This is a genomic window from Marinobacter litoralis, assembly GCF_003336705.1.
GTDB lineage: Bacteria > Pseudomonadota > Gammaproteobacteria > Pseudomonadales > Oleiphilaceae > Marinobacter > Marinobacter litoralis.
Genome location: NZ_QMDL01000001.1, coordinates 830,113 through 849,645, shown reverse-complemented (window position 1 = coordinate 849,645; position 19,533 = coordinate 830,113). Strand labels below are relative to the sequence as shown.

Sequence of the window (19,533 nt, the reverse complement as noted above, 5' to 3'; positions counted from 1 at the left end):
CACAACGTACTGACACGTACATGGCGCCTCCCCTCGGTTTTCGCTGCTTTCTTTTTTAGCGACCTAACGATAAATTGGGCCACCTTTTTTATCGATGCAGGCTTTACTCAATCATGTCTGACGCTCACAAATCCGACCTTCTTTTGGTTGTCGTCACTCTTCTTGCGGCAGTCGGCTGGATGTTTTCGAAAGAAGCGGTACTCATGATGCCACCGCTGTTGTTTATGGCAATCCGCTTTTTAATTGCTGGCGGCGTACTGTTTCTGTTGGCTTTGCCGTCTTTGCGCCGCCTGAGCATGGATCAGATTCAACGCAGCATTGGTGTCGGCGCAGTGTTCGGAATTGCCATGACCTGCTGGATTATGGGGCTTTTTCACGGCGACAGCATGGGCGAAGGCGCCTTCCTGACCAGTTTGGGCGTTGTGATTGTGCCCATCCTGGCAAGGGTAGTGTTTGGTGAAGCGCAGCCCATAAGCACATGGCTAGCGATACCCATTGCGGTAGCGGGCCTGGCCCTGCTTTCACTGGAAAACGGCTTCCGACCAGACCCGGGCCAACTTTACTTTGTGATGGCCGCGTTTATCTTCGCGCTCTATTTCACTTTGAACACCCGCACCGCTAACCAACGGACCGTGGTAAACAAGCACGGCGAAACCATCGAGAAAAAGAAAGTACCCGCCCTGCCGCTCACCGCCATGGCACTTCTGACCGTAGGCGCAGTCACCCTAGCGGAATCCGCCATCACCGAACCTTGGGCAGCCACCCTCACCAATCCGCCGCCTATTCTATACGTGTGGGTACTGGCCAGCGCCATCATCGCCACCGCGGGTCGTTTTTTGCTGCAAACCTATGCTCAGAGCCTGTCAGCACACAGTCATGGAGTGGTGATTCTTATATTAGAACCGGTATGGGTCGCGCTGTTTGCCGCAGTATGGTTTAGCGAGAGTATGACTCTCCTCCAGATCGGCGGATGCGGCCTTATATTTGCTGCGTTATTGGTCAACCGCTGGAATGCCTTGCGCCGCGCGCTTAAAGGCTTAGTGAAAATGAAAAATACGCCTCAAAGTAGTTGACCAGTAACGGGATAATCAGTATATTTCGTCCCCGTTGCAGGACATAGGACCATAGCTCAGTTGGTTAGAGCGCTACCTTGACATGGTAGAGGTCCCCAGTTCGAATCTGGGTGGTCCTACCATTCCCTGCAAGCAGAAAAGTCACTTAGGCAAAAGCCAAGTGGCTTTTTTTGTGCCTCGAATTTGCCCCCCCTCCATACTGCCCTCGTCCAGTTTGACATTTTCTTGATATTTTCCTGAACCGTTGCTGACACTCCCCGCTTTATCCTGATCCTGCATTGCGACTCCTAGCGAGTTCTGGCTAATTCATCCGCTTAAGGTAAATGCATGGGTTCGTTCGATTCATCTCGTAATACTTCTAATTCCGCCGGTGTTAACCGTTGGCTGAACTGGGCCGGGGCGTATTCCCCAATTGTCATACTGTTCATCTCAATACTGGTAATTGGCGGCCTATCCCGCATGCTGCTGGTGGCCTGGCAATTGGACCGAGTGATAGAAACGCCTGTTTGGCCCAGCATATTTATAGTCGGGCTGCGGGTTGATCTGATCATGGCCGGTATGGCCGTTGCGCCACTCGTATTATTGCTGCCACTGTTAGGCCACCGCTTCAGCTGGTCTTTCTGGAAGCGACTTACAGGCCTGTGGTCTCTCGTCGTCGTTTTCGCCTTTCTTTTTATGGAACTGGCAACTCCAACGTTCATTAATGAATACGATACCCGGCCAAATCGCCTGTTTATCGAATACCTGAGCTACCCAAAAGAAGTCTTTAGCATGCTTTGGGAAGGCTACTTGCCTAGCGTTATTTTAGGGCTCATTCTTTGCTTCTCAGTTACCTATCTGTTTGCCCGTTTCTTCAGGGCATCGATGCGAAATGCTAAGCCGGGCAGTTATCGCAAAGCGATTTTAGTGTGGCCCATCGTGGTGATCGCGGTATTTATAAGCATTCGCTCGACCACAGGCCATCGCCCTGCAAACCCGGCGATGTTTGCCCTTACATCCGATGCGCTTGTGAATTCCCTGATCATCAACTCAACTTGGTCGGTGGCCTTTGCCATCTACAATTTGAAACATGAAGACACTGCGACTGATAGTTACGGCGAGATGGCATTGGCTGACATTGTTAATGAAGTCCGAAGCGAGCCATGGCTCCGCAACGAAGCGTTCAATTCTCAACAATTCCCAACGCTGCACCAACAACGACCGGCGAAAGAACGAACACGCCCTTTAAACCTTGTTATCGTTCTCGAAGAAAGCCTCGGCGCGACATTCGTTGAATCACTGGGCGGAGCGCCGGTCACACCACGACTGGAAGCCCTGAAAGACTCGGGGTGGTGGTTCGATAATCTTTACGCGACGGGTACCCGGTCGGTTCGAGGTATTGAAGCAGTGGTCTCTGGCTTCTTACCCTCCCCTGCTCGCAGTGTTGTGAAGCTTTCCCTTTCTCAATCAGGGTTCTTTACGCTGGGCTCATTACTCAAAAGTAAGGGCTACGACACCGGGTTTATCTATGGCGGGCAAGCGCATTTCGACAACATGCGCAGCTTTTTCACGGGCAACGGGTTTGACCAGATTATCGATCAACAAAATTACACCAACCCCGCTTTCACCGGAAGCTGGGGCGTCAGTGATGAAGATCTGTTCGCCAAAGCCCATGAAGATATCTCAAAGCTGCACAACACTGGCAAGCCATTTTTCCGGTTAGTGTTTTCGTCATCCAATCACACCCCATTTGAATATCCCGACAACAGAATTGAGCGTTACGATGAGGAAAAGAATACCGTCTACAATGCCGTGAAATATGCCGACTATGCCTTAGGCGAGTTTATAGACACCGCACGAAAGAGCGACTACTGGAAGGACACCCTGTTCCTCGTCGTGGCAGACCACGACGCGCGGGTTTGGGGCGATGAATTGGTGCCTATCAAGAACTTCCAGATTCCCGGGCTCATACTGGGAGCGGATATTGAGGGGCGGCACATTAAAACAATAGCCAGCCAAGTGGACCTTGCCCCGACGCTGCTCTCGCTCATGGGCGTAGCTGGAGAACATCCCATGATCGGTCGGGATTTCGCTAAATTCCCGGATGAGCCGGGCCGTGCAATTATGCAATTTAATGACTATTACGCGTGGATGGACAGTGAATTCAAGGTGACGGTATTAAGGCCAGAAAACTCTCCCTTGTCTGGTGTTTATTCTCCAGAAACCGGAAACACTGATTACCGATCAGACGCACCCAAACAAGCCGACTTGAAGAAGGCGTTGGCCCATGCGATTCTGCCGCTGAAACTGTACCGCGACCAAGCGTATGGGGTACCGAATTAGTTCGCGCCGGGTAAGTTCGAAACATGAATTACAAACTCTGTCCCTTGACTGTCAGACTGCGGAATTTCTAAACGCCATCCCAGCTTTTCGCATACCAGCCGGACAATTAGCAACCCAAAAGTGGTATTGCTGAATTGCCCGGCCGAGGTTGCCTTCTGACTAGCATTATCCTGAGCTTTCAGCTCCTCAGCTATATGAGCCGGAAGCCCCGAGCCGAAATCCCGTACAGAGAGGCTGCTACGGGTCAATCTGACTTCAACTTTCCCATGGGTATGACGCAGTGCGTTCTGCAACAGGTTACGCAGCAACATGCGCACAAGAGCAGGTTGCGCTATGACCTCAAGCCCCGCGACATCCTTATAGAGTTCGACCCTGCCCGCATCGTCTGGGTGCCCGTGCTCTAGCTCTTCAACAGCATTTTGAGCGAAGCCCAGCACATCAATAGTTTTGACATCGCTTTCGGTTACTTCACTGCGCGCAAGTTCTAGCAAAACATCGGTATCGTCACGCATGGTTTGCATCGCCCGCCGGATTCGAGCAAGGGTTTTCTGATCAGCGGCAGAGAGGCTTTGCCGCTGATCAAGCACATTCAAGGCACCACTCATCACCGATAAAGGCGTACGAAGCTCGTGGCTGGCGAGTTTCACAAATGATTTTTCTCGCTCGATATGTGCCTCAATCTCAGATAGGAAACGGTTAAACGCATTGGCGATGTCGCAAAATTCTCGGTCTCTATAGTCGGTGGCGATTTGCCCCATAGACAAGCTGCGGCTTGGTACCGTGTTAGACACGTCTAGAGTCAGCTTTTTGAATGGCCGCACCAGATACTGCGCTCCCGCTCGGGCGACGAAAAAGCTGACAATGAGCATAAAACCAGCCACGCCCAGCAGAACAAGCTGAACCATGCCCATGCGCCCTTCCATGATGCTGATATCTTGAGCTAAAAAGAGCGTACCACTTGGTTCTTCAATCGGTTCGCCAATAATCAGTAGCGTGGTATCCCCCACTTCTATTTCTTCCGAAAACGGCAGGGGGCGATTCTGAAAATACTGTGGAAGTACTGCCTCGCCCTCTCCTTGGGCAAGAAAGGTCGCCTCTAGACGCCCCGTTTTGACTGGCTGAAAACTGCCCTTACCGAGTTGCTCCGTGAAATACTGTGCATCGGCTTTGAGTTCACTACTCAGAATCGTCTCCTCCACATCCTCAACAAACATTTCAACCACGAACATCGAGGTTGCGGTCGTCACGACGATAAGGAAGAACAGCGTTCGGGTTAAACGCGCGGTCAAAGAAGGCTTCATGGCGTATCAGTCACTCCAAGCAGAGGGGAACTCAAGCAATACCCTCGACCATGGATCGTTTTCACCAGACCATGGCCCAATCCAGCCTGCAATGCTTTTCTCAACGTATAAATATGAGTGCGCAGGCTGTTTACTTCGGCCTCTTTCTGGTGGGAACCCCACACGGCTTCGCTTAAAGCCTCGTGGCTTGAAAAGTTCGGGTAGGCTCGCATCAATAACTCGAAAATCCGCGCAGGAGTACCAGACAAAGTCACCTTGATGCCATTGAGCTCTACCTCCAATGTACCGGGATCGAACCGGATATCACCGGCCATCAACACTGACCGTTGTGGCGAATATCGTCGATTCAGCGCATCAATTCTGAGCTGTAACTCTCGCAGTTCAAACGGTTTCACCAAGTAATCATCAGCACCGCATTCAAAGCCCTTCTCCTTGTCATTCAGCGCACCCAATGCGGTCATCAGAATAACCGGGGTTTGGCACTGCAAGTCTTCACGAATGCGCCGACAAATCTCGTAGCCATTCACCCCCGGAAGCATCAGGTCTAGTACGATCACGTCATAACTTTGTGTCGCCAATAAATGCAATGCGGTTAGCCCGTCGGCAGCGAAGTCGAGGACGTAGCGGTCCTCACCTAGAAACTCGAACAGATTCTCCGCGAGATCCACTTGATCTTCGACAATTAATAGCCGCAGTCGTGCATGGTGTGATGTCATTTGCGCCAACTCCGTTAGTGGGTGGCATTCATCGCTGCCCCACTAGTATTTCAAATAGAACTCTTCCCGGCCTGTTCATGCCGACAATGAAAAACCCAGCGCTGCAAGCAGGGCTGGGCGAATATCATATTGTACTGTAGATGACGACTTAGGGCTTTACCTGATAAGCCTCCGGCATCTGTTTAATCGGAAGCGAAATCAAGTTCAAATTCGCCCCGCCGGCTGGAATGACCAAGGGGATTTCGACCATACCCCGAAAAATCTCGAGTATATTCTTAAAATCCACATTGGCCGACAACTCCACCGCCTTCAAGGTTTCGAGAGTCACCAGCAATCGCCCATCATCAACTAGACGAACAGGGCCCGAGAGCTCCAGCACAAACTCCTTGCTGTATATATCGTGATCCAACAACCAAGTGCCATCCACTCCTGCCAGCTTTAGCCTCAGGTTAGGCGCATCCAGATGCGCAGGAGCCGTCGTGGTGAATCTGAGCCCACCGTCCGGGCCTTCGTCAATCAAGCCCACAAGATGCCCTTGGGGATTGTCTTCGGTGGGGACGTGCCGAATCCGGACGATGGCTGGCCCGGTATTCTGCTCCCCTACCCCAGACAAAAATACACTAACCCCTGTGGTGGCAATGATCGTCGGATACACTTTGACTTCAACGCCTTCTTTCCCGAACACGTCTGGGTCAATCGGCCCTTCGAATTCAATGTTCAGCCCGTAGGTTTTGTACAAAATCTTGTCTTCAGGACAATCTCCGCTTTTTGATGGAGCACACCCGATCCTTGTCGGAATCGAAGGAACACCCAGGAACTTGGAGTTGCCACCAGCCAGAATAGTGGTCGCATTCTCGCTGGGCCGGCATGGCGTTGGTGCATCCGCGCCGCGAGGATCCAGTTTATGGTTAAACGGCTCCAGGCAGTTATCCGCCGACTCACAATCAATCATATAGTTGGAGTTTACATCGCGCACCGGAACACTTCGCAGCGGCACGAACACGGAGTCGGTCCTCGGCCCACCGCGGAAATAGATTTCCAAATCCGGGCCGCCAATATCTTCAGGGTCAACCAGCAGGTCAGTCTGAACGGGCAACCCACCGCCGTTTTGATCTGGTTCAGAGCAAATCGCGCTCGTACAGCTCCCATCCTGACTGGACGCTATGGTATAGCGATACAGCCCATCTACTTTCCAAGGTTCTGCAGGATAGAACTGGATACGTTGATTGCTGAATTCCAACCGGCCGGGAAGATTCTCGGTGAGAACAGTCCCATCGTCGTTAACCGCATCAACTCTAAAGGTCTCCCCTAATCGCACTGTAGTTTTATCGAGTGATTGTGAAAACAACACGGAAATTGGGCGATCCTGAGGCAAGATGCTCAGGGGTATGACTTCACCGAGCGGCGCACCGTCGTCCTCACTGGACTTGTCGATACATTGGCCGTGCTTGTTGTTGGCTAAATCCTGCCCTGTCGTTACACAGGGGTACCCCGGATAGGCGGTCAGAACAATCGGCGACACCCTGGCAACATCCTGCCCCAAATCGGGCAATTCAAACTCCAGAACCTGCTGCGGCATACCATTACCCGCAAGATCAGTAAGGTTTGAGTTAATCTCTAATGCGTAACGAACGCCGTGTTGCAACCCACCCTCAGGGTTAAAATTCACCGATGCGCCGTCCACCCAATACTTAACAGGCACTTTGCGTGCTCCATCTTTCAGGGTGACACCAGATTCAACCGATGAGGCTAAAATGGGCTCATCGAAAAACAGGGTTACCGGATCGCCGGGTCGGTGCATTTCATCCCGATCGGGCATGAATTCGTATTTCCCGTCAGGCCCGGGTGACCAACTCACAAGCTTCGGCGGATCACGGTCCGGCGCTCGGTTGTCAAACGCTTTCATCTGCGCATCGATAAACAATCGAACATGGCTCGGCGCTTCGACATCATCGGTATACGGGTTCGGGATCAGATAACCCGTGGCATCGGTAATCGTAATAACATTCAATGCACCAGAACGAAGGGACTGGCCGGTATCGGCATCAAGCACCGAGACAGTGCCATTGGCTTTCATTTCAATGGAACTGCCAATCAACCGAGTCCCCCGCGGCACTCGGATCGGCAAAGGCTCGTCGGCTCCGAATGCTGGCGCATAGGCTAACTCACTGTACAGGCCACCGCTGCTCTCTGAGGCATCAGTAGTGCCAAGCAACATCGAATTCAAAATGACTCCGTTGACCGGCTGACCGTTCAATTTCGACAAAATCAAGTTGGCACTACCTTCCGTAATTCCCGGGTCCGTCACATTCTGAAACTGTACAACCGTAGGCTCCGTTTTAATGGCCTTGAATTCAGTTTTGCTGCTTAGATGCTCCCCGGTGACTGATGGAAGCGATTGAATGTTGAGAGTGTAGCGTTCGTCACTGGTCAGCTTATCCCCTGGCAAGCCGCAGTTAGCGGCATTGTCCGCAACGCAGGGGTCAACGGTAATCCGACGGTCCTGAACAAACACATCTGCCCGCACCGGATTGCCCTCGCCGTCCAAAAGCTCAATCTTACCGCCAAGCTTTTGCCAATCCGGATGGATCGGATGAGTCAATTCAACTCGAAACGAAGCGAAGTCTGACGGTTCGAACAGAGTGTTCGGAGCGGGGGTCATAGCGGCGATCGCGAATGCCTGCGCGGTAGCGTCTTCATTGGCCAGCCCCGTGAGGCCGCCTCGGGTTACGAACTGTATGCCCGGTACATCGTTAACAAGGTTGTCGTTCAGGTTTCGAAATGGCCGCCCGTTCTCGGAGAGCACGGTTTCGTCGAATACAAGTTCATACTCGGCTCCAACGCGGAGTGGCTCTACCGGCGTTCAGCTGACGCTGTACCCTCCATCTGTTCGCTCAAGCGAGTAATCGACCACGTCTGTGCCTGCCGTCAGCTTCGCACTGGCCTTAAGCGATTCCGTATCGACCGGTTCCGAGAATCTCAGGATAACCTGCGCAGCCGGGCTTACGTTGCGTTGCCCATCGGTGGGGTAAGAAAACACAAGATCAGGGTTATCTGTTTTCGCCTCAATCTCGAGGGTGTCACTGTCACCACAGGCGGCAACAAGAAGGGCTATAACGGGCAGTGCTAGTAGCTTCGTTTTCACCTGGCGGCCCCTTTAGAATTTGAAGGTAATTGAGGTACTAACAACGTGTATATCGCCATCTGCTACAACCGGTGTTTCGTTACCGCTACCATCAACAACGATGAAATCCCGCTCAAGCAACCGTTGGTATTGGTACGCTAAGTCGAATCGAACCGGGTAGCTAAACACACGCGTCTGGTCGTATACCGCCGTTAATCCCAGCCCTAACACGGCCTTGTCGTTATCGAAATAGTTAAGCCCGGGATTACGCTCGGTTTCCAAGGGAGATTTCTCAAAGGCAAACCCTGCACTGGCCGAGCACCGGTCATTGAACTGGTATTGAGCGCCTATGCGAGGAACAACAATGTCTTCAAACTGAATACGCTGAGACGGGGGAAGCTCAGCCTGATCCTTAATGGTATCGCCTGAGAACTCGTCGGTCAGCTCGGACCATCGCTGATACTCGCCAACGGTCATTCTGATATTGAAAACCCGCGTTGTAGCTTTCCGGCTGAAACGCTTCGATGGTCGTTACCGCTAAAGACAGGCCGGGCTCTGCTATTGTGCGGTTGACGACCACATTAGCGTCGATCGTGGTCGACGATGACGACTTGGTTTGGTACACCACCGCCGCTTCCCAGTCATCCCAAAAACACGCGGTATCACAGAACAACGCTGAGGGCTCTATGGTCGCCCCTAAGATTGCCTTCAACGACGGCTGGGCATTTACCTGCAAACGCTCTTGGCTGGTCTCGCCTTCAAGCGTTGAGAAAGCTTTCAATTCTGCCCGGGATTTCAAGGTTAGCCGCACGGAAGCCCCGACAGAAACCCCCTCGGTAAGCACGGTCGCCCCCCCGAGATTCAGAAACAAAGGCTGTTTTCCAAACTTCAGATACTGCCCGGAGTCTGAGGTTTCGGAACGGAATGCCAACATCTCTTTACCGTACTTTTCCAAGCCAAGCATCACGCCTACGTAAACGGGGTGGCTTTTCCGGGTCAAAGACGCAAGATTCGTTTTGAAACCGAGCAGTACGTGTTGGGTGGGGGAGTTCGACAATACGTTCCCTTGTGCATCAGGGCGTGTTGTCCTGAGCTCTTGTTCGGCGTGGAGAATACCCGCCGTCATCTCTCCACGCTTATCAGTGGTTATGTAAGAGGGGTTGTAATAAGTAGCAGAAGCCTCGCTGTTGAATAACGAAAGGCCTTGCGCGGTGGCGACATCCTGCGGCATTAATCCGTAGCTGGTCCCCAAATTACCCATGCTAGCATCGGCATTCGGTACGATTAGCCCGCACGTAAGAACGGCGCACAACTGCACTGCGCGCCTTGGCATGTTTTCAAATCCTGCTTTCTTATTTTAGGTTTTAGGCGCGAATATCCGTAATCATTAAATGACTACCGCAACAATACAGCCTGTCTTAGCGGAAATCAGCATTTCTACGCATTCTTAATAGGCCAAAAAACGAACGGCCTTTATTCTGAGATTCGGTTATGCGCAAAAAAAAACAGAAAAAAACTGGATGCTCGGGCTGTGTCTACTATTCTTCTCATACGCACCTTCAATATGTAGCCAACCTAGACACATTGAAAGCTCAACTGTAGTTTGCTTAGAAGGAGTTAAGCGTGGGAAAAGGAAAAAAGTGCACGTATGCAGCTTGTATCATGGCCTTGGCAGTGGTCTCGGATCACCCCGAACTGTTTGATTCCAAGTACTTAGATCCATATTACTACTACGACTGGGCTTTCTATCTCGCTCAAGACTACGTGCTGTTGGCAGGATTCTGACGTTTAACCCTCTCGTTTTTCCTCCTCCCGCTCTTCTTTTTCAAGTTGAGCTTTGCGAGCGCGGATTTTTTCCAGCTTGTCTTCCGGAATTTTCATATTGGCACTGTCTCTTAGGAATAACAGGCTACCAATAACCATGGCAAACGCCGCTAATATGAACAACCATCCTATGAGTGGCATTTTCGTTCTCCTTCGTAGCTTTTACATTCAGTGTACACCCTACCCTTCGATTAATTAACTCAGCCTCGCAGTACAAAACCTCTTGTCCCGCGTTCTGTAGCTTCGTACCATTGCCCCGACATCCGCAGCCTCCTGGACCCCCGATGCGCAAACAGATTGATATCACCGTTGAATCCGCTCAAACCGCCGTGGATGCACTGGCGCACGCATCGGGACTGCCCAAACAGCGTATAAAAGACGCAATGGCAAAAGGAGCTTGCTGGTGGACACAGAAAGGTAAGAAGGTTCGGCTTCGAAAGGCTAAACGGGAACTGAAGCCTGGTGCGCGCATCGAGCTTTTTTATGACGATCAAGTACTATCGAAGATCCCCGAGCCGCCGAAATTGGTACAAGCCCTTCGGAGTTACAGCGTCTGGTTCAAACCCCACGGCCTTCTTTCCCAAGGCTCCCAGTGGGGGGATCATTGCAGCCTGCTTCGCCTTGCGGAAATCGAACTGAATAAACCCTGCTTTCTAGTTCATCGCTTAGATGGCGATGCCGCTGGATTAATGTTGGTTGCTCATGACGGCAAAGCCGCAGGCGCACTTTCGCAACTTTTTTCAGGCCGCACAGTAACGAAGATCTATCAGGCTACAGTGTCAGGCCGGCTGGATGCGGATAATTTAGTAATTGATGCGAAACTGGATGGCAAGGAATCGATCAGCCGGGTAACAACGTTGAGCGTTGATGATGAAGCAAACACTACGGTGGTGAAGGTAACCATCGAAACCGGCCGAAAGCATCAGATTCGAAAGCACCTTGCGGGCATCGGCCATCCTATTGTCGGAGATAGGCTTTATGGCAAGCCAGATGCATCAGGACTTCAGCTTGAAGCCGTGCACCTGGCTTTCGACTGCCCGCTGATGAAGCGCAGGCAGACCTTCGGTCAGACCTTGTAGAAATCCCGATACCAGTCAACGAAGTTGGCAATACCCTCTTCAACCGGTGTGGCCGGCTTGTAGTCTACATCGTTGATCAGATCATCAACGTTGGCGTAAGTAGCTGGCACGTCACCCGGCTGCAGCGGCAACAGGTTCTTCTGCGCTTTCTTACCCACCCGGTCCTCGATGATTTCAATAAAGCGAGACAACTCTACCGGGCTGTTGCTGCCGATGTTGTAGATACGGTATGGCGCCTTGCTAGTTCCCGGGTCTGGCTGAGCTCCTGACCAATCGGGGTTCGGTTTCGCTACGTGGTCCAGCGTGCGGATTACGCCTTCCACAATGTCGTCAATGTAGGTGAAGTCGCGTCTGTGCTGGCCGTGGTTGAACACATCAATCGGCTCACCTGCCAAAATCTTCTTGGTGAAGATAAACAGTGCCATGTCCGGGCGCCCCCAAGGGCCATAGACGGTAAAGAACCGCAATCCGGTGGTCGGCATGTTGTACAGATGGCTGTAGGTATGGGCCATCAGCTCGTTGGCTTTCTTGGAGGCAGCGTAAAGGCTCAACGGATGGTCTACGTTGTCGTGTACCGAGAACGGCATGGTCTCGTTGGCACCGTAAACCGAGCTGCTCGACGCGTACACCAGGTGCTTTACATCGTTATGGCGACAGCCTTCCAGGATATTGGTAAAGCCCACCAAGTTGGCATCAATATACGCGTGCGGGTTTTCCAGGGAATAGCGAACACCGGCTTGCGCTGCCAAGTGAACCACCCGCTCAGGCTTGTGCTTCTGAAAAAGCGCTTCCATTGCCTCACGATTAGCCACGTCTTCCCGCACTTCGGTGAAGCCCGGCTTATCCAGCAGCCTTGCCAGCCGCGCCTCTTTGAGGTTGACGTCGTAATAGTCGTTAACGTTGTCCACACCAATCACTTCATCACCGCGATCCAGCAGCCGATGAGCAAGGTGTGAGCCGATAAAGCCGGCGGTGCCCGTTACGAGGATTTTCAAAATCTATTCTCCAAAAAAATGGCGCCCGGAGGCGCCTTAATAACTTGCTTAGAAGTCCACGCCGATACTTGCAAACGGGCCGGACAGTTTCACATCCAGCCGATCGTCGTCGTCTTCGTAATCAATCGCCATCTCACGGTAACCGGCGCGCAGGCGCAGTACCGCAACGTCAAATTGACCGTAAACATTAACGTCGTACAAAGAGTCGCCGCTGTAGGAAATCACGTTGCCTTCGCCACCAACGGATACTCCCGTGAACGGCAGGTCGAAGCGAACGGACGCGTAGCCTAAGGGGAGAACAGCATCAACTTTGGTTTCGCTGACGTCATAGAAACCTCTGGTGTCGCGAACGATTAGCTCACCATCAAATTTACGAACAGTCAGGCCCAGATCCAAGTTTACCCAGTTATCCAACACTTCGTAGTAGAAAGTCGCATCCAGCTGCTCGATATCCAACTCAGAGTTGACGTCAGCATTAACAATGTCTCCAAACTTAGAAGGGCCAATTTTACCACGACCACTCTGAGAGATATCGGTGTAGTTCAACCGCACGTTCGGCAGAACCGGAATCGGGTGCTCAAAGTTAGCGGTAAAGTTGGCGTTGCCGTCGCTGCTCATGTTGAGGTCTTTGTCGATATCGACAACGTCGCCTTTGTTGACCACATCACCGGAAAAATCCGAGTTCCAGTAGCTAACACTTGCACCCGCACCAACTACATCAGCGCTGGCCAAAGGAGCGGCAAGTACCAAAGAGCCACCCACAGCAATCATCAATTTACGCATAACACACCCTGTCGTTTGGTTATTTATTATAGTGATCAGTCAAAACTGATGCCGAGACGACGACCTACTTCTTCGTAGGTTTCGATCACGCTACCCAGCCCCTGACGGAACCGGTCTTTATCCATCTTTTTACGGGTTTCCTTATCCCAGATACGACAGCCATCCGGGCTGAATTCGTCACCCAAGACGATCTTGTCTTCACTACGGCCAAATTCCAGCTTGTAGTCCACCAGCAGCATGCCAGCTTCATCAAACAGGGTTTTGAGCACGTCATTCACTTTGTAGGTCAGCTCTTTCATCTGCGCCAGCTCGGCTTCTGACGCCCAGCCAAAGCTAACCGCCAAAGATTCGTTGACCATAGGGTCATGCAGGGCATCATTTTTCAGGAACAGCTCGTAGGTCGGCGGATTCAGTTCGACGCCCTCTTCCACGCCGATTCTGCGGCACAGGCTACCGGCTGAGATGTTGCGCACAACACACTCTACCGGAATCATATCGAGTTTTTTCACCAAAGACTCGGTGCCCGACAGCAGCCCTTCAAAATGAGTGGGCACACCGGCCGCCTCAAGCTTCTCCATGACGAAGGCATTGAACTTGTTATTCACCATGCCTTTGCGGTTCAGCTGTTCTTTCTTCTCGCCGTCGAAGGCGGAGGTGTCGTCCCGGAATACCAGAACGAAACGATTGGGGTCATCGGTGCGGTAAACAGATTTTGCCTTGCCCGCGTACAGTTCTTCGCGCTTTTCCATTAGGGTCTCCAAACGGTCGGCAGCCTACTCGGCCGCCCCGTTAATCAGTACAGATGTTCAAACAGTTTAGTAAGCAGGTCGGCACTGGTTTGTTCACCATTATAGGTGTCAACGCGGTCTGCCGTAACCACCATGGCAGGGGCTGCCTGGCTGATTGTTACCGTGTGGGTATGAGTGAGCTTTTCATCGTGACTGAACCAAGAGAACCAGCCGGGCGAACGTTCGTCTTCAGTGCGGAAATCCACCTGAACCCAACCAGCACTACGGTCAATATCGACAATGTTTGCACCTATTTCTTCGAGTGAGCGATTCACTTCAGCCCAAGTGCGGCCGTAATCCAACTCGACTTCAATAGCTTTCGCCTGCTCGTCTTCAGACACCAGGCGAACCAATGGCTTGGCTACCATGCCTGAAGCCGCCCGGGAAAACGATTTGCTGTCCTCTCGCTGTTTCAGAAACTCTGCCAGCTCACCCAAGAGCTTTTTTTGAAGCGCTTGCGATGGTTCAATATCCGTTGAATCCGCATTCCAGGCCACCAAACCCTCTGCCTCTGGTTTTTCATCGAGCTCTACAACATGAGCGCGAATTTCCGTGGTTTTGCGGCGAATACCGGGGGCCAACCTGAGCTGTACAAGCACTTTCGGCTCAGACGCTGCAGGAGCATTATCCAACTCAAGCAGAGCACGAGCTGCCATGCTGAAATTGGCTAGTTCGCTTTGCAAAACTCCCAACTGAGGGCTGTCGTGCGCAACGCCCAAGCCAGACTGGTTCATCCACGCACTTGCGGCAGGCCACAGGCGCCCCGGCACATCGTTCACCAACAACCACAATCGACCGTCCAGCTCTTCGATAACGTAGTTCTCATCGAGAATATCAGACGTCATATCGGGAGGACGGGGAATGGAAGACGGGTACATTCGGCGGGAGTCGTCAGCACGAATGCTGCGAATCGGCATGGCTTCACCCAAACGGGTATTGTCGTAGCCGGCAGGCACCTCAATCGGCTTGCCTTCAGGAGCATTCACGTAATCTTCAGAACGATCGTGCAATAAGCCACAGCCAGCCAGTGCGCCAGCAAACACAAACCCGGCAACAGGCCGGGCTAGGGATACAAGTTTGTAACGGGTTCTTCCAGGAACCTGCATCGGGTTACTCCGGTTGAAGGAAAAGGAGTTGGCCTCAGAGAACACCTGAAGCCTTGAGTGCGTCTTCCACCTCGCCGTGGAACTTCTCGCTGAGTGGCGTCAGCGGCAGACGAATCCCTTCACCAATCATGCCCATACGCTGCAGAGCCCACTTAACCGGAATCGGGTTCGCTTCCAGAAACAGCTTGTGGTTTAGCGGTGTCAACTGCTCGTTCAGGCGGCGAGTCTCTTCTTCGTTTCCTGCGATGGCCGCTTCACACAACTGTGACATGCCCTTTGGTGCCACATTCGCAGTGACTGACACGTTCCCTTTGGCGCCCGCCAGCATGAGTTCTGCGGCCGTAGCATCATCTCCGGAGTACACCGCCAAGCGCCCGGCCAAACCTTCAATCAACTCGATTCCGCGCGGGATATTACCCGTGGCATCCTTGATGCCGACAATATTGGGAATATCAGCAAGGCGTAGAACCGTTTCGTTAAGCATGTCGCAGGCAGTACGCCCCGGCACGTTGTATACGATCTGACTCATACCCGGCACGGCTTCTGCGATGGCCTTGAAGTGCTGATACAAGCCTTCCTGTGTTGGCTTGTTGTAATAAGGCACAACCAACAGACAAGCATCGGCACCCAGCTTATGCGCTTCGGTGGTTAGATCAATCGCTTCCCGGGTACTGTTACCGCCACTGCCGGCGATTACAGGAATCCTGCCATTCACTCGTTTTATGATATGGCCGATAACCCGACAATGCTCTTTCGGGTCCAAGGTGGCGGACTCACCGGTGGTGCCCACAGCCACAATGCCATGAGTGCCATTTTCGATATGAAAGTCCACTAGTTTGTCCAAATCTTCCCAGTGGATGTCACCATTGGGATGCATGGGCGTAACTAGTGCGACGAGGCTACCCGTAATCATAAAAACTCCGTCCGAATAAAACCGATATGGTAATGTTGGGCTCGAACTGACACAAGGGAATTAAAGGAGATGTCATGTCATCCGTAGCATTGAATAAGCCTGTACCCGATTTTCAGGCCCAGGCCACCGGTGATCAATCCATTACCCTGGCTGACCTAAAGGGTAAAAACGTTATTATCTACTTTTATCCGAAAGACAACACCCCCGGATGCACCACCGAAGGTCAGGATTTTCGTGATCGCATGGAGCAATTCACGGCTCTGAACACAGAAATCTTCGGCGTTTCCCGCGACAGCTTACGGGTGCACGAGAACTTTCGAGCCAAACACGAGTTTCCGTTCCACCTGATTTCAGACAAAGACGAAGACCTGTGCAAGCTTTTTGATGTCATTAAGCTCAAAAAGCTCTACGGAAAAGAGTACATGGGCATTGAACGGAGTACGTTCCTGATTGATCAGGAAGGCATACTCCGTCAAGAATGGCGTGGCGTAAAAGTGAAAGGCCACGCCGACGAAGTGCTGGATGCCGTCAAAGCACTGTAGTCACTTCGCCTGCACTGCCGGTGAGGAGGCATCATTCTTCACCGGCCAGGCAGCAAACACGGCCTTTAGCATGGTCGCCAAAGGAATGGCAAAGAAAACACCCCACAACCCCCAAACACCACCGAAAAACAGCACTGCCACAATAATCGCGACCGGATGAAGGTTGTTCACTTCCGAGAACAACACCGGCACCAAGACATTACCGTCTAGCGCCTGGATAATGCCGTATACCACCATCACCCAAATAAAATGGCTGCCCCAACCGAACGCAAACAACCCGATGACCGCAACCGGAATCGTGACCACTGCCGCGCCAATATAGGGAATGACGACGCTCAAGCCCACCAACAACGACAGCAAGGCCGCGTAAGGCATACCTAAGACCTTAAACGCAATGTAGGTCACCGAGCCGACAATCAAGATCTCGACGGCTTTACCTCGAACATAATTGGCACACTGCAGGTTCACCTCATGCCAAATACCGATCATCATCGGGCGCTGCTTAGGCAACATGCGAGCGAAGGCGTTAACCAAAAGCTCCCGATCCTTCAGAAAGAAGAAGACCAAAATCGGCACCAAGACCATGTAGATCAGAAGCGCGACCAAATCCGGAATGCTGGACAACGAAAACGACACCAGCCACTGGGTTATATGGGCTACCTCAGTGGACACTTGCTGATAAACGGCATTGACCGCATCCGCGGAGATCAGATGCGGGTACTCATCAGGCAACACGGCCAAATAGGATTGGAGTTCTCGAATAATTCTTGGCGCTTCTTTCGCAAGATTCGACACCTGCGACCAAACCAATGGCAGCAAGCCAAACAGAAACCCGACCAGCACACCCAAAAACATCAGGAACACACTGATAACGGCAACGAAATCGGGTACACCCCACCGTTGCAGCTTGAGCACCAGCCCCTGCAAAATAAAAGCAACAATCAAGGAAGCAATAGCGGGTGCCAGCATGGCCCCGAACCATACAATAAAAACAGTGCCCGCTAACAAGATAAGAAACAGTACTACCGCTTCTTCATCTGAAAAATATTTGTTCGCGAGATCTCGCAAGACTCTGATCATGAAACGCTCCGACGATTAACCGCCGCACTCTATCACGAACCGGTATTCACCGTTATCTTCCTTATAGCTAAGGAGTTCGTGAGCGGATAATTTGATATAGGCGGGAATATCCCGTGCTGACCCGGCATCCGTAGCGATAACCTCCAAACGCTCGCCAGAGGCCATTGCATTAAGCTCTAACTTGGTTTTCAGTAGCGGCATAGGACAACGCAGCCCGCTTGCATCCAGAGTTCTGTCAGCCATGTTGGGAAACACCATTAATATTCATTCAATAATGGGCAGGCATTATGCCGACAGTGTTACTCTAATGCATCAAAACAGTTGGTAATACTGCCCGGACCTTTTGCACAAGACACCATAGAACCGTTTGCAGAAAAAACCACACACTCATGTTGAGGCGACACCAAAATCCATGACGCTCCTTCGTAACAATCGCCGCACCCATCTACTTTTCAGTGCGGCAGTTCTGCTCACAGCCTTTCTAGCAATTCCTGCGGCAAAGGCCGAATCAACGGACCTACCCTCGTTCGGCGGCAGCGGCGGGCTGATCGCTGGCCAACAGGAGGCCAGCATTGGCGAGCAGGTTATGACGTCTATCCGGCGTTCAGCGCCGCAGGTACAAGACCCCTTAGTGTACGACTACCTATACAGCGTGATTTATCGGCTAGTACCGTTCGCCCCGCTCGATAACCGAAATCTTAAACTGGTACTCATCGACAGCCCGGCACTTAATGCCTTCGCCGTGCCGGGAGGCGTCGTCGGAGTGAATGGCGGACTCTTCCTGAGCGCCACCACAGAACAGCAGTTTGCTTCGGTACTCGCGCACGAATTGGCGCACCTGAGCCAGCGCCACTTCGCGCGACGCATGGAGCAACAGGAAACCAGTGCACCGTTAACACTGGCGGGCATGATTGCAGGCATCGTCCTCTCTGCCGTTACTCAATCCGACATCGGCATAGCCGCCATCGCAGGCACGCAGGCCATGGCCATTCAAAACATGCTGTCCTACAGCCGAGCCCATGAGCAAGAAGCCGACCGTGTGGGCCTGGACATTCTGGCCAGCGCCGGCCTCGACCCCAAAGGCATGCCGGAGATGTTCGAAATCATGATGCGTCAGAACCGCCTGCAAGGGAACCAGATGCCAGAATACCTCTCTACCCACCCCCTAACGCAAAGTCGCGTATCCGACACTCAAAACAGAGCTGAGCAATACCCAATCAAAACCGTACAAGACAGCCAGGAATATCACCTGATGCGGAGCCGTTTACAGGTACATTACGCCAAGTCCCCCGCATCCGCGGTCGAGGTGTTTGAGTCGTATGTGAACCGCGACGATGCCAAACAGCATGATGCGATCAGTTACGGACTTGCCGTTGCCTACAAAGAAAACAAGCAGCTGGATAAAGCCGAGAAAATCTTACAGAAACTTTTGTCTAAAAATCCGGGAAGGATTACGTTTCAGGTTTCTCTCGCTGAAGTCTACACCGAGCAAAAACGCTACGACGATGCTCGGCAGATCTTGAAAACAGCACTTTCAAGAAACCCTCGCAACTACCCTATTACCTGGGCCTTGGCTGGGCTTGAGATTGCCGATGGCAATGGCTCTGCCGCCGCCAGCTATTTGAAAGAACTGGCCCGCCAGCGCCCTTCCGGCGATCAGATTTGGCTCCGGCTTGCGGAAGCGGAAGGCATGGCCAGAAACATCGTTGGCGTTCATAGAGCGAGGGCGGAATACGATGCTCTGCGAGGAGATTACCGTTCAGCTCAGCGCCAGCTGCGCCAAGCTCAAGAGAAACTGCCAGCGGGTTCTGCGGAACGGCAAGTGGTTAGTGAGCGGCTGAGCGATATCGCCAGCCGCATCCAACAAGCCAACAGGTCCTGATCTGG

General features: G+C 52.3%; 20 protein-coding genes and 1 tRNA gene. 6 read left to right on the top strand and 15 right to left on the bottom strand.

The window, feature by feature from the left end; genetic code table 11:
* Window positions 1-113: 113 nt before the first annotated feature.
* Window positions 114-1,073, top strand: coding sequence for a DMT family transporter (locus DOQ08_RS03955; protein WP_114333578.1), 960 nt, complete (start codon window positions 114-116; stop codon window positions 1,071-1,073).
* A 45-nt stretch (window positions 1,074-1,118) separates the two neighbouring features.
* A tRNA-Val gene (locus DOQ08_RS03950) sits at window positions 1,119-1,195 on the top strand.
* A gap of 19 nt (window positions 1,196-1,214) precedes the next feature.
* On the opposite strand, the gene DOQ08_RS15935 is transcribed toward DOQ08_RS03950, so the two are convergent.
* Window positions 1,215-1,352, bottom strand: coding sequence for a hypothetical protein (locus tag DOQ08_RS15935; RefSeq protein ID WP_165823599.1), 138 nt, complete (start codon window positions 1,350-1,352; stop codon window positions 1,215-1,217).
* Between the two features lie 48 nt (window positions 1,353-1,400).
* Between DOQ08_RS15935 and DOQ08_RS03945 the strand changes: the two genes are divergently transcribed.
* Window positions 1,401-3,395: an LTA synthase family protein gene (locus DOQ08_RS03945; protein WP_114333577.1), complete on the top strand. Its 1,995-nt coding sequence runs from the start codon at window positions 1,401-1,403 to the stop codon at window positions 3,393-3,395.
* Here DOQ08_RS03945 and DOQ08_RS03940 read toward each other — a convergent pair.
* The 7 genes from DOQ08_RS03940 to DOQ08_RS03915 form a co-directional block, all read right to left on the bottom strand.
* A complete protein-coding gene (locus tag DOQ08_RS03940; RefSeq protein WP_114333576.1) occupies window positions 3,392-4,696 on the bottom strand; it encodes a sensor histidine kinase in 1,305 nt (434 codons plus the stop codon). The two genes, DOQ08_RS03945 and DOQ08_RS03940, sit on opposite strands and share 4 nt — an antisense overlap.
* Window positions 4,693-5,412, bottom strand: a complete 720-nt coding sequence (locus tag DOQ08_RS03935) for a response regulator transcription factor (protein WP_114333575.1) — start codon at window positions 5,410-5,412, stop codon at window positions 4,693-4,695. The genes DOQ08_RS03940 and DOQ08_RS03935 overlap by 4 nt, the downstream gene beginning before the upstream one ends.
* A gap of 148 nt (window positions 5,413-5,560) precedes the next feature.
* Entirely contained in the window at window positions 5,561-8,218 is a 2,658-nt protein-coding gene (locus DOQ08_RS03930) for an Ig-like domain-containing protein (protein WP_114333574.1), read from the bottom strand.
* A gap of 57 nt (window positions 8,219-8,275) precedes the next feature.
* The gene (locus tag DOQ08_RS03925; RefSeq protein ID WP_114333573.1) at window positions 8,276-8,557 is read right to left on the bottom strand and encodes an Ig-like domain-containing protein; all 282 of its coding nucleotides are present in this window, start codon (window positions 8,555-8,557) and stop codon (window positions 8,276-8,278) included.
* Window positions 8,558-8,569: 12 nt separating this feature from the next.
* The gene (locus DOQ08_RS16175) at window positions 8,570-9,013 is read right to left on the bottom strand and encodes a hypothetical protein (RefSeq protein ID WP_227537474.1); all 444 of its coding nucleotides are present in this window, start codon (window positions 9,011-9,013) and stop codon (window positions 8,570-8,572) included.
* A complete protein-coding gene (locus DOQ08_RS03920) occupies window positions 8,949-9,869 on the bottom strand; it encodes a hypothetical protein (RefSeq protein ID WP_227537473.1) in 921 nt (306 codons plus the stop codon). Before DOQ08_RS03920 ends, DOQ08_RS16175 begins: the two co-directional genes overlap by 65 nt.
* Before the next feature lie 455 nt (window positions 9,870-10,324).
* Window positions 10,325-10,501, bottom strand: a complete 177-nt coding sequence (locus DOQ08_RS03915) for a DUF2897 family protein (RefSeq protein WP_114333572.1) — start codon at window positions 10,499-10,501, stop codon at window positions 10,325-10,327.
* Between the two features lie 143 nt (window positions 10,502-10,644).
* Here DOQ08_RS03915 and DOQ08_RS03910 point away from each other — a divergent pair, with 143 nt between their 5' ends.
* Entirely contained in the window at window positions 10,645-11,439 is a 795-nt protein-coding gene (locus DOQ08_RS03910) for an RluA family pseudouridine synthase (RefSeq protein ID WP_114333571.1), read from the top strand.
* On the opposite strand, the gene DOQ08_RS03905 is transcribed toward DOQ08_RS03910, so the two are convergent.
* From DOQ08_RS03905 to dapA, 5 genes are read right to left on the bottom strand one after another with little or no spacing between them, the layout of a single operon-like run.
* Window positions 11,427-12,434 carry an NAD-dependent epimerase gene (locus DOQ08_RS03905; protein ID WP_114333570.1) on the bottom strand — a complete coding sequence of 336 codons (1,008 nt, stop codon included), beginning with the start codon at window positions 12,432-12,434 and terminating at the stop codon, window positions 11,427-11,429. The genes DOQ08_RS03910 and DOQ08_RS03905 overlap by 13 nt on opposite strands.
* Window positions 12,435-12,482: 48 nt before the next feature.
* Window positions 12,483-13,217 carry a TIGR04219 family outer membrane beta-barrel protein gene (locus DOQ08_RS03900; protein WP_114333569.1) on the bottom strand — a complete coding sequence of 245 codons (735 nt, stop codon included), beginning with the start codon at window positions 13,215-13,217 and terminating at the stop codon, window positions 12,483-12,485.
* Between the two features lie 35 nt (window positions 13,218-13,252).
* Window positions 13,253-13,966, bottom strand: a complete 714-nt coding sequence (gene purC, locus DOQ08_RS03895; protein WP_114333568.1) for a phosphoribosylaminoimidazolesuccinocarboxamide synthase — start codon at window positions 13,964-13,966, stop codon at window positions 13,253-13,255.
* Window positions 13,967-14,010: 44 nt separating this feature from the next.
* Window positions 14,011-15,111: an outer membrane protein assembly factor BamC gene (gene bamC / locus DOQ08_RS03890; protein ID WP_114333567.1), complete on the bottom strand. Its 1,101-nt coding sequence runs from the start codon at window positions 15,109-15,111 to the stop codon at window positions 14,011-14,013.
* Window positions 15,112-15,145: 34 nt separating this feature from the next.
* Complete coding sequence (dapA, locus tag DOQ08_RS03885; protein WP_114333566.1) at window positions 15,146-16,024, bottom strand: 4-hydroxy-tetrahydrodipicolinate synthase; 879 nt, start codon at window positions 16,022-16,024, stop codon at window positions 15,146-15,148.
* Between the two features lie 74 nt (window positions 16,025-16,098).
* Between dapA and DOQ08_RS03880 the strand changes: the two genes are divergently transcribed.
* On the top strand, window positions 16,099-16,566 hold the full coding sequence (locus DOQ08_RS03880; protein WP_114333565.1) for a peroxiredoxin: 468 nt from the start codon (window positions 16,099-16,101) through the stop codon (window positions 16,564-16,566).
* On the opposite strand, the gene DOQ08_RS03875 is transcribed toward DOQ08_RS03880, so the two are convergent.
* Together DOQ08_RS03875 and DOQ08_RS03870 are read right to left on the bottom strand one after the other, a co-directional pair.
* On the bottom strand, window positions 16,567-17,646 hold the full coding sequence (locus tag DOQ08_RS03875) for an AI-2E family transporter (protein WP_114333564.1): 1,080 nt from the start codon (window positions 17,644-17,646) through the stop codon (window positions 16,567-16,569).
* A gap of 15 nt (window positions 17,647-17,661) precedes the next feature.
* Window positions 17,662-17,889 carry a sulfurtransferase TusA family protein gene (locus tag DOQ08_RS03870; protein ID WP_114333895.1) on the bottom strand — a complete coding sequence of 76 codons (228 nt, stop codon included), beginning with the start codon at window positions 17,887-17,889 and terminating at the stop codon, window positions 17,662-17,664.
* 169 nt (window positions 17,890-18,058) lie between these two features.
* Between DOQ08_RS03870 and DOQ08_RS03865 the strand changes: the two genes are divergently transcribed.
* Complete coding sequence (locus DOQ08_RS03865; RefSeq protein WP_114333563.1) at window positions 18,059-19,528, top strand: M48 family metalloprotease; 1,470 nt, start codon at window positions 18,059-18,061, stop codon at window positions 19,526-19,528.
* Window positions 19,529-19,533 lie beyond the last annotated feature (5 nt).

Coding starts and splice junctions, on each gene's coding strand:
- purC (WP_114333568.1), bottom strand. CDS start 13,966: ATGGAAAAGCGCGAAGAACTGTACGCGGGCAAGGCAAAATCTGTTTAC.
- DOQ08_RS03865 (WP_114333563.1), top strand. CDS start 18,059: ATGACGCTCCTTCGTAACAATCGCCGCACCCATCTACTTTTCAGTGCG.
- DOQ08_RS03935 (WP_114333575.1), bottom strand. CDS start 5,412: ATGACATCACACCATGCACGACTGCGGCTATTAATTGTCGAAGATCAA.
- DOQ08_RS03940 (WP_114333576.1), bottom strand. CDS start 4,696: ATGAAGCCTTCTTTGACCGCGCGTTTAACCCGAACGCTGTTCTTCCTT.
- bamC (WP_114333567.1), bottom strand. CDS start 15,111: ATGCAGGTTCCTGGAAGAACCCGTTACAAACTTGTATCCCTAGCCCGG.
- DOQ08_RS03920 (WP_227537473.1), bottom strand. CDS start 9,869: ATGCCAAGGCGCGCAGTGCAGTTGTGCGCCGTTCTTACGTGCGGGCTA.
- DOQ08_RS03910 (WP_114333571.1), top strand. CDS start 10,645: ATGCGCAAACAGATTGATATCACCGTTGAATCCGCTCAAACCGCCGTG.
- dapA (WP_114333566.1), bottom strand. CDS start 16,024: ATGATTACGGGTAGCCTCGTCGCACTAGTTACGCCCATGCATCCCAAT.
- DOQ08_RS03870 (WP_114333895.1), bottom strand. CDS start 17,889: ATGGCTGACAGAACTCTGGATGCAAGCGGGCTGCGTTGTCCTATGCCG.
- DOQ08_RS03900 (WP_114333569.1), bottom strand. CDS start 13,217: ATGCGTAAATTGATGATTGCTGTGGGTGGCTCTTTGGTACTTGCCGCT.
- DOQ08_RS03875 (WP_114333564.1), bottom strand. CDS start 17,646: ATGATCAGAGTCTTGCGAGATCTCGCGAACAAATATTTTTCAGATGAA.
- DOQ08_RS03945 (WP_114333577.1), top strand. CDS start 1,401: ATGGGTTCGTTCGATTCATCTCGTAATACTTCTAATTCCGCCGGTGTT.
- DOQ08_RS16175 (WP_227537474.1), bottom strand. CDS start 9,013: ATGACCGTTGGCGAGTATCAGCGATGGTCCGAGCTGACCGACGAGTTC.
- DOQ08_RS15935 (WP_165823599.1), bottom strand. CDS start 1,352: ATGCAGGATCAGGATAAAGCGGGGAGTGTCAGCAACGGTTCAGGAAAA.
- DOQ08_RS03915 (WP_114333572.1), bottom strand. CDS start 10,501: ATGCCACTCATAGGATGGTTGTTCATATTAGCGGCGTTTGCCATGGTT.
- DOQ08_RS03955 (WP_114333578.1), top strand. CDS start 114: ATGTCTGACGCTCACAAATCCGACCTTCTTTTGGTTGTCGTCACTCTT.
- DOQ08_RS03880 (WP_114333565.1), top strand. CDS start 16,099: ATGTCATCCGTAGCATTGAATAAGCCTGTACCCGATTTTCAGGCCCAG.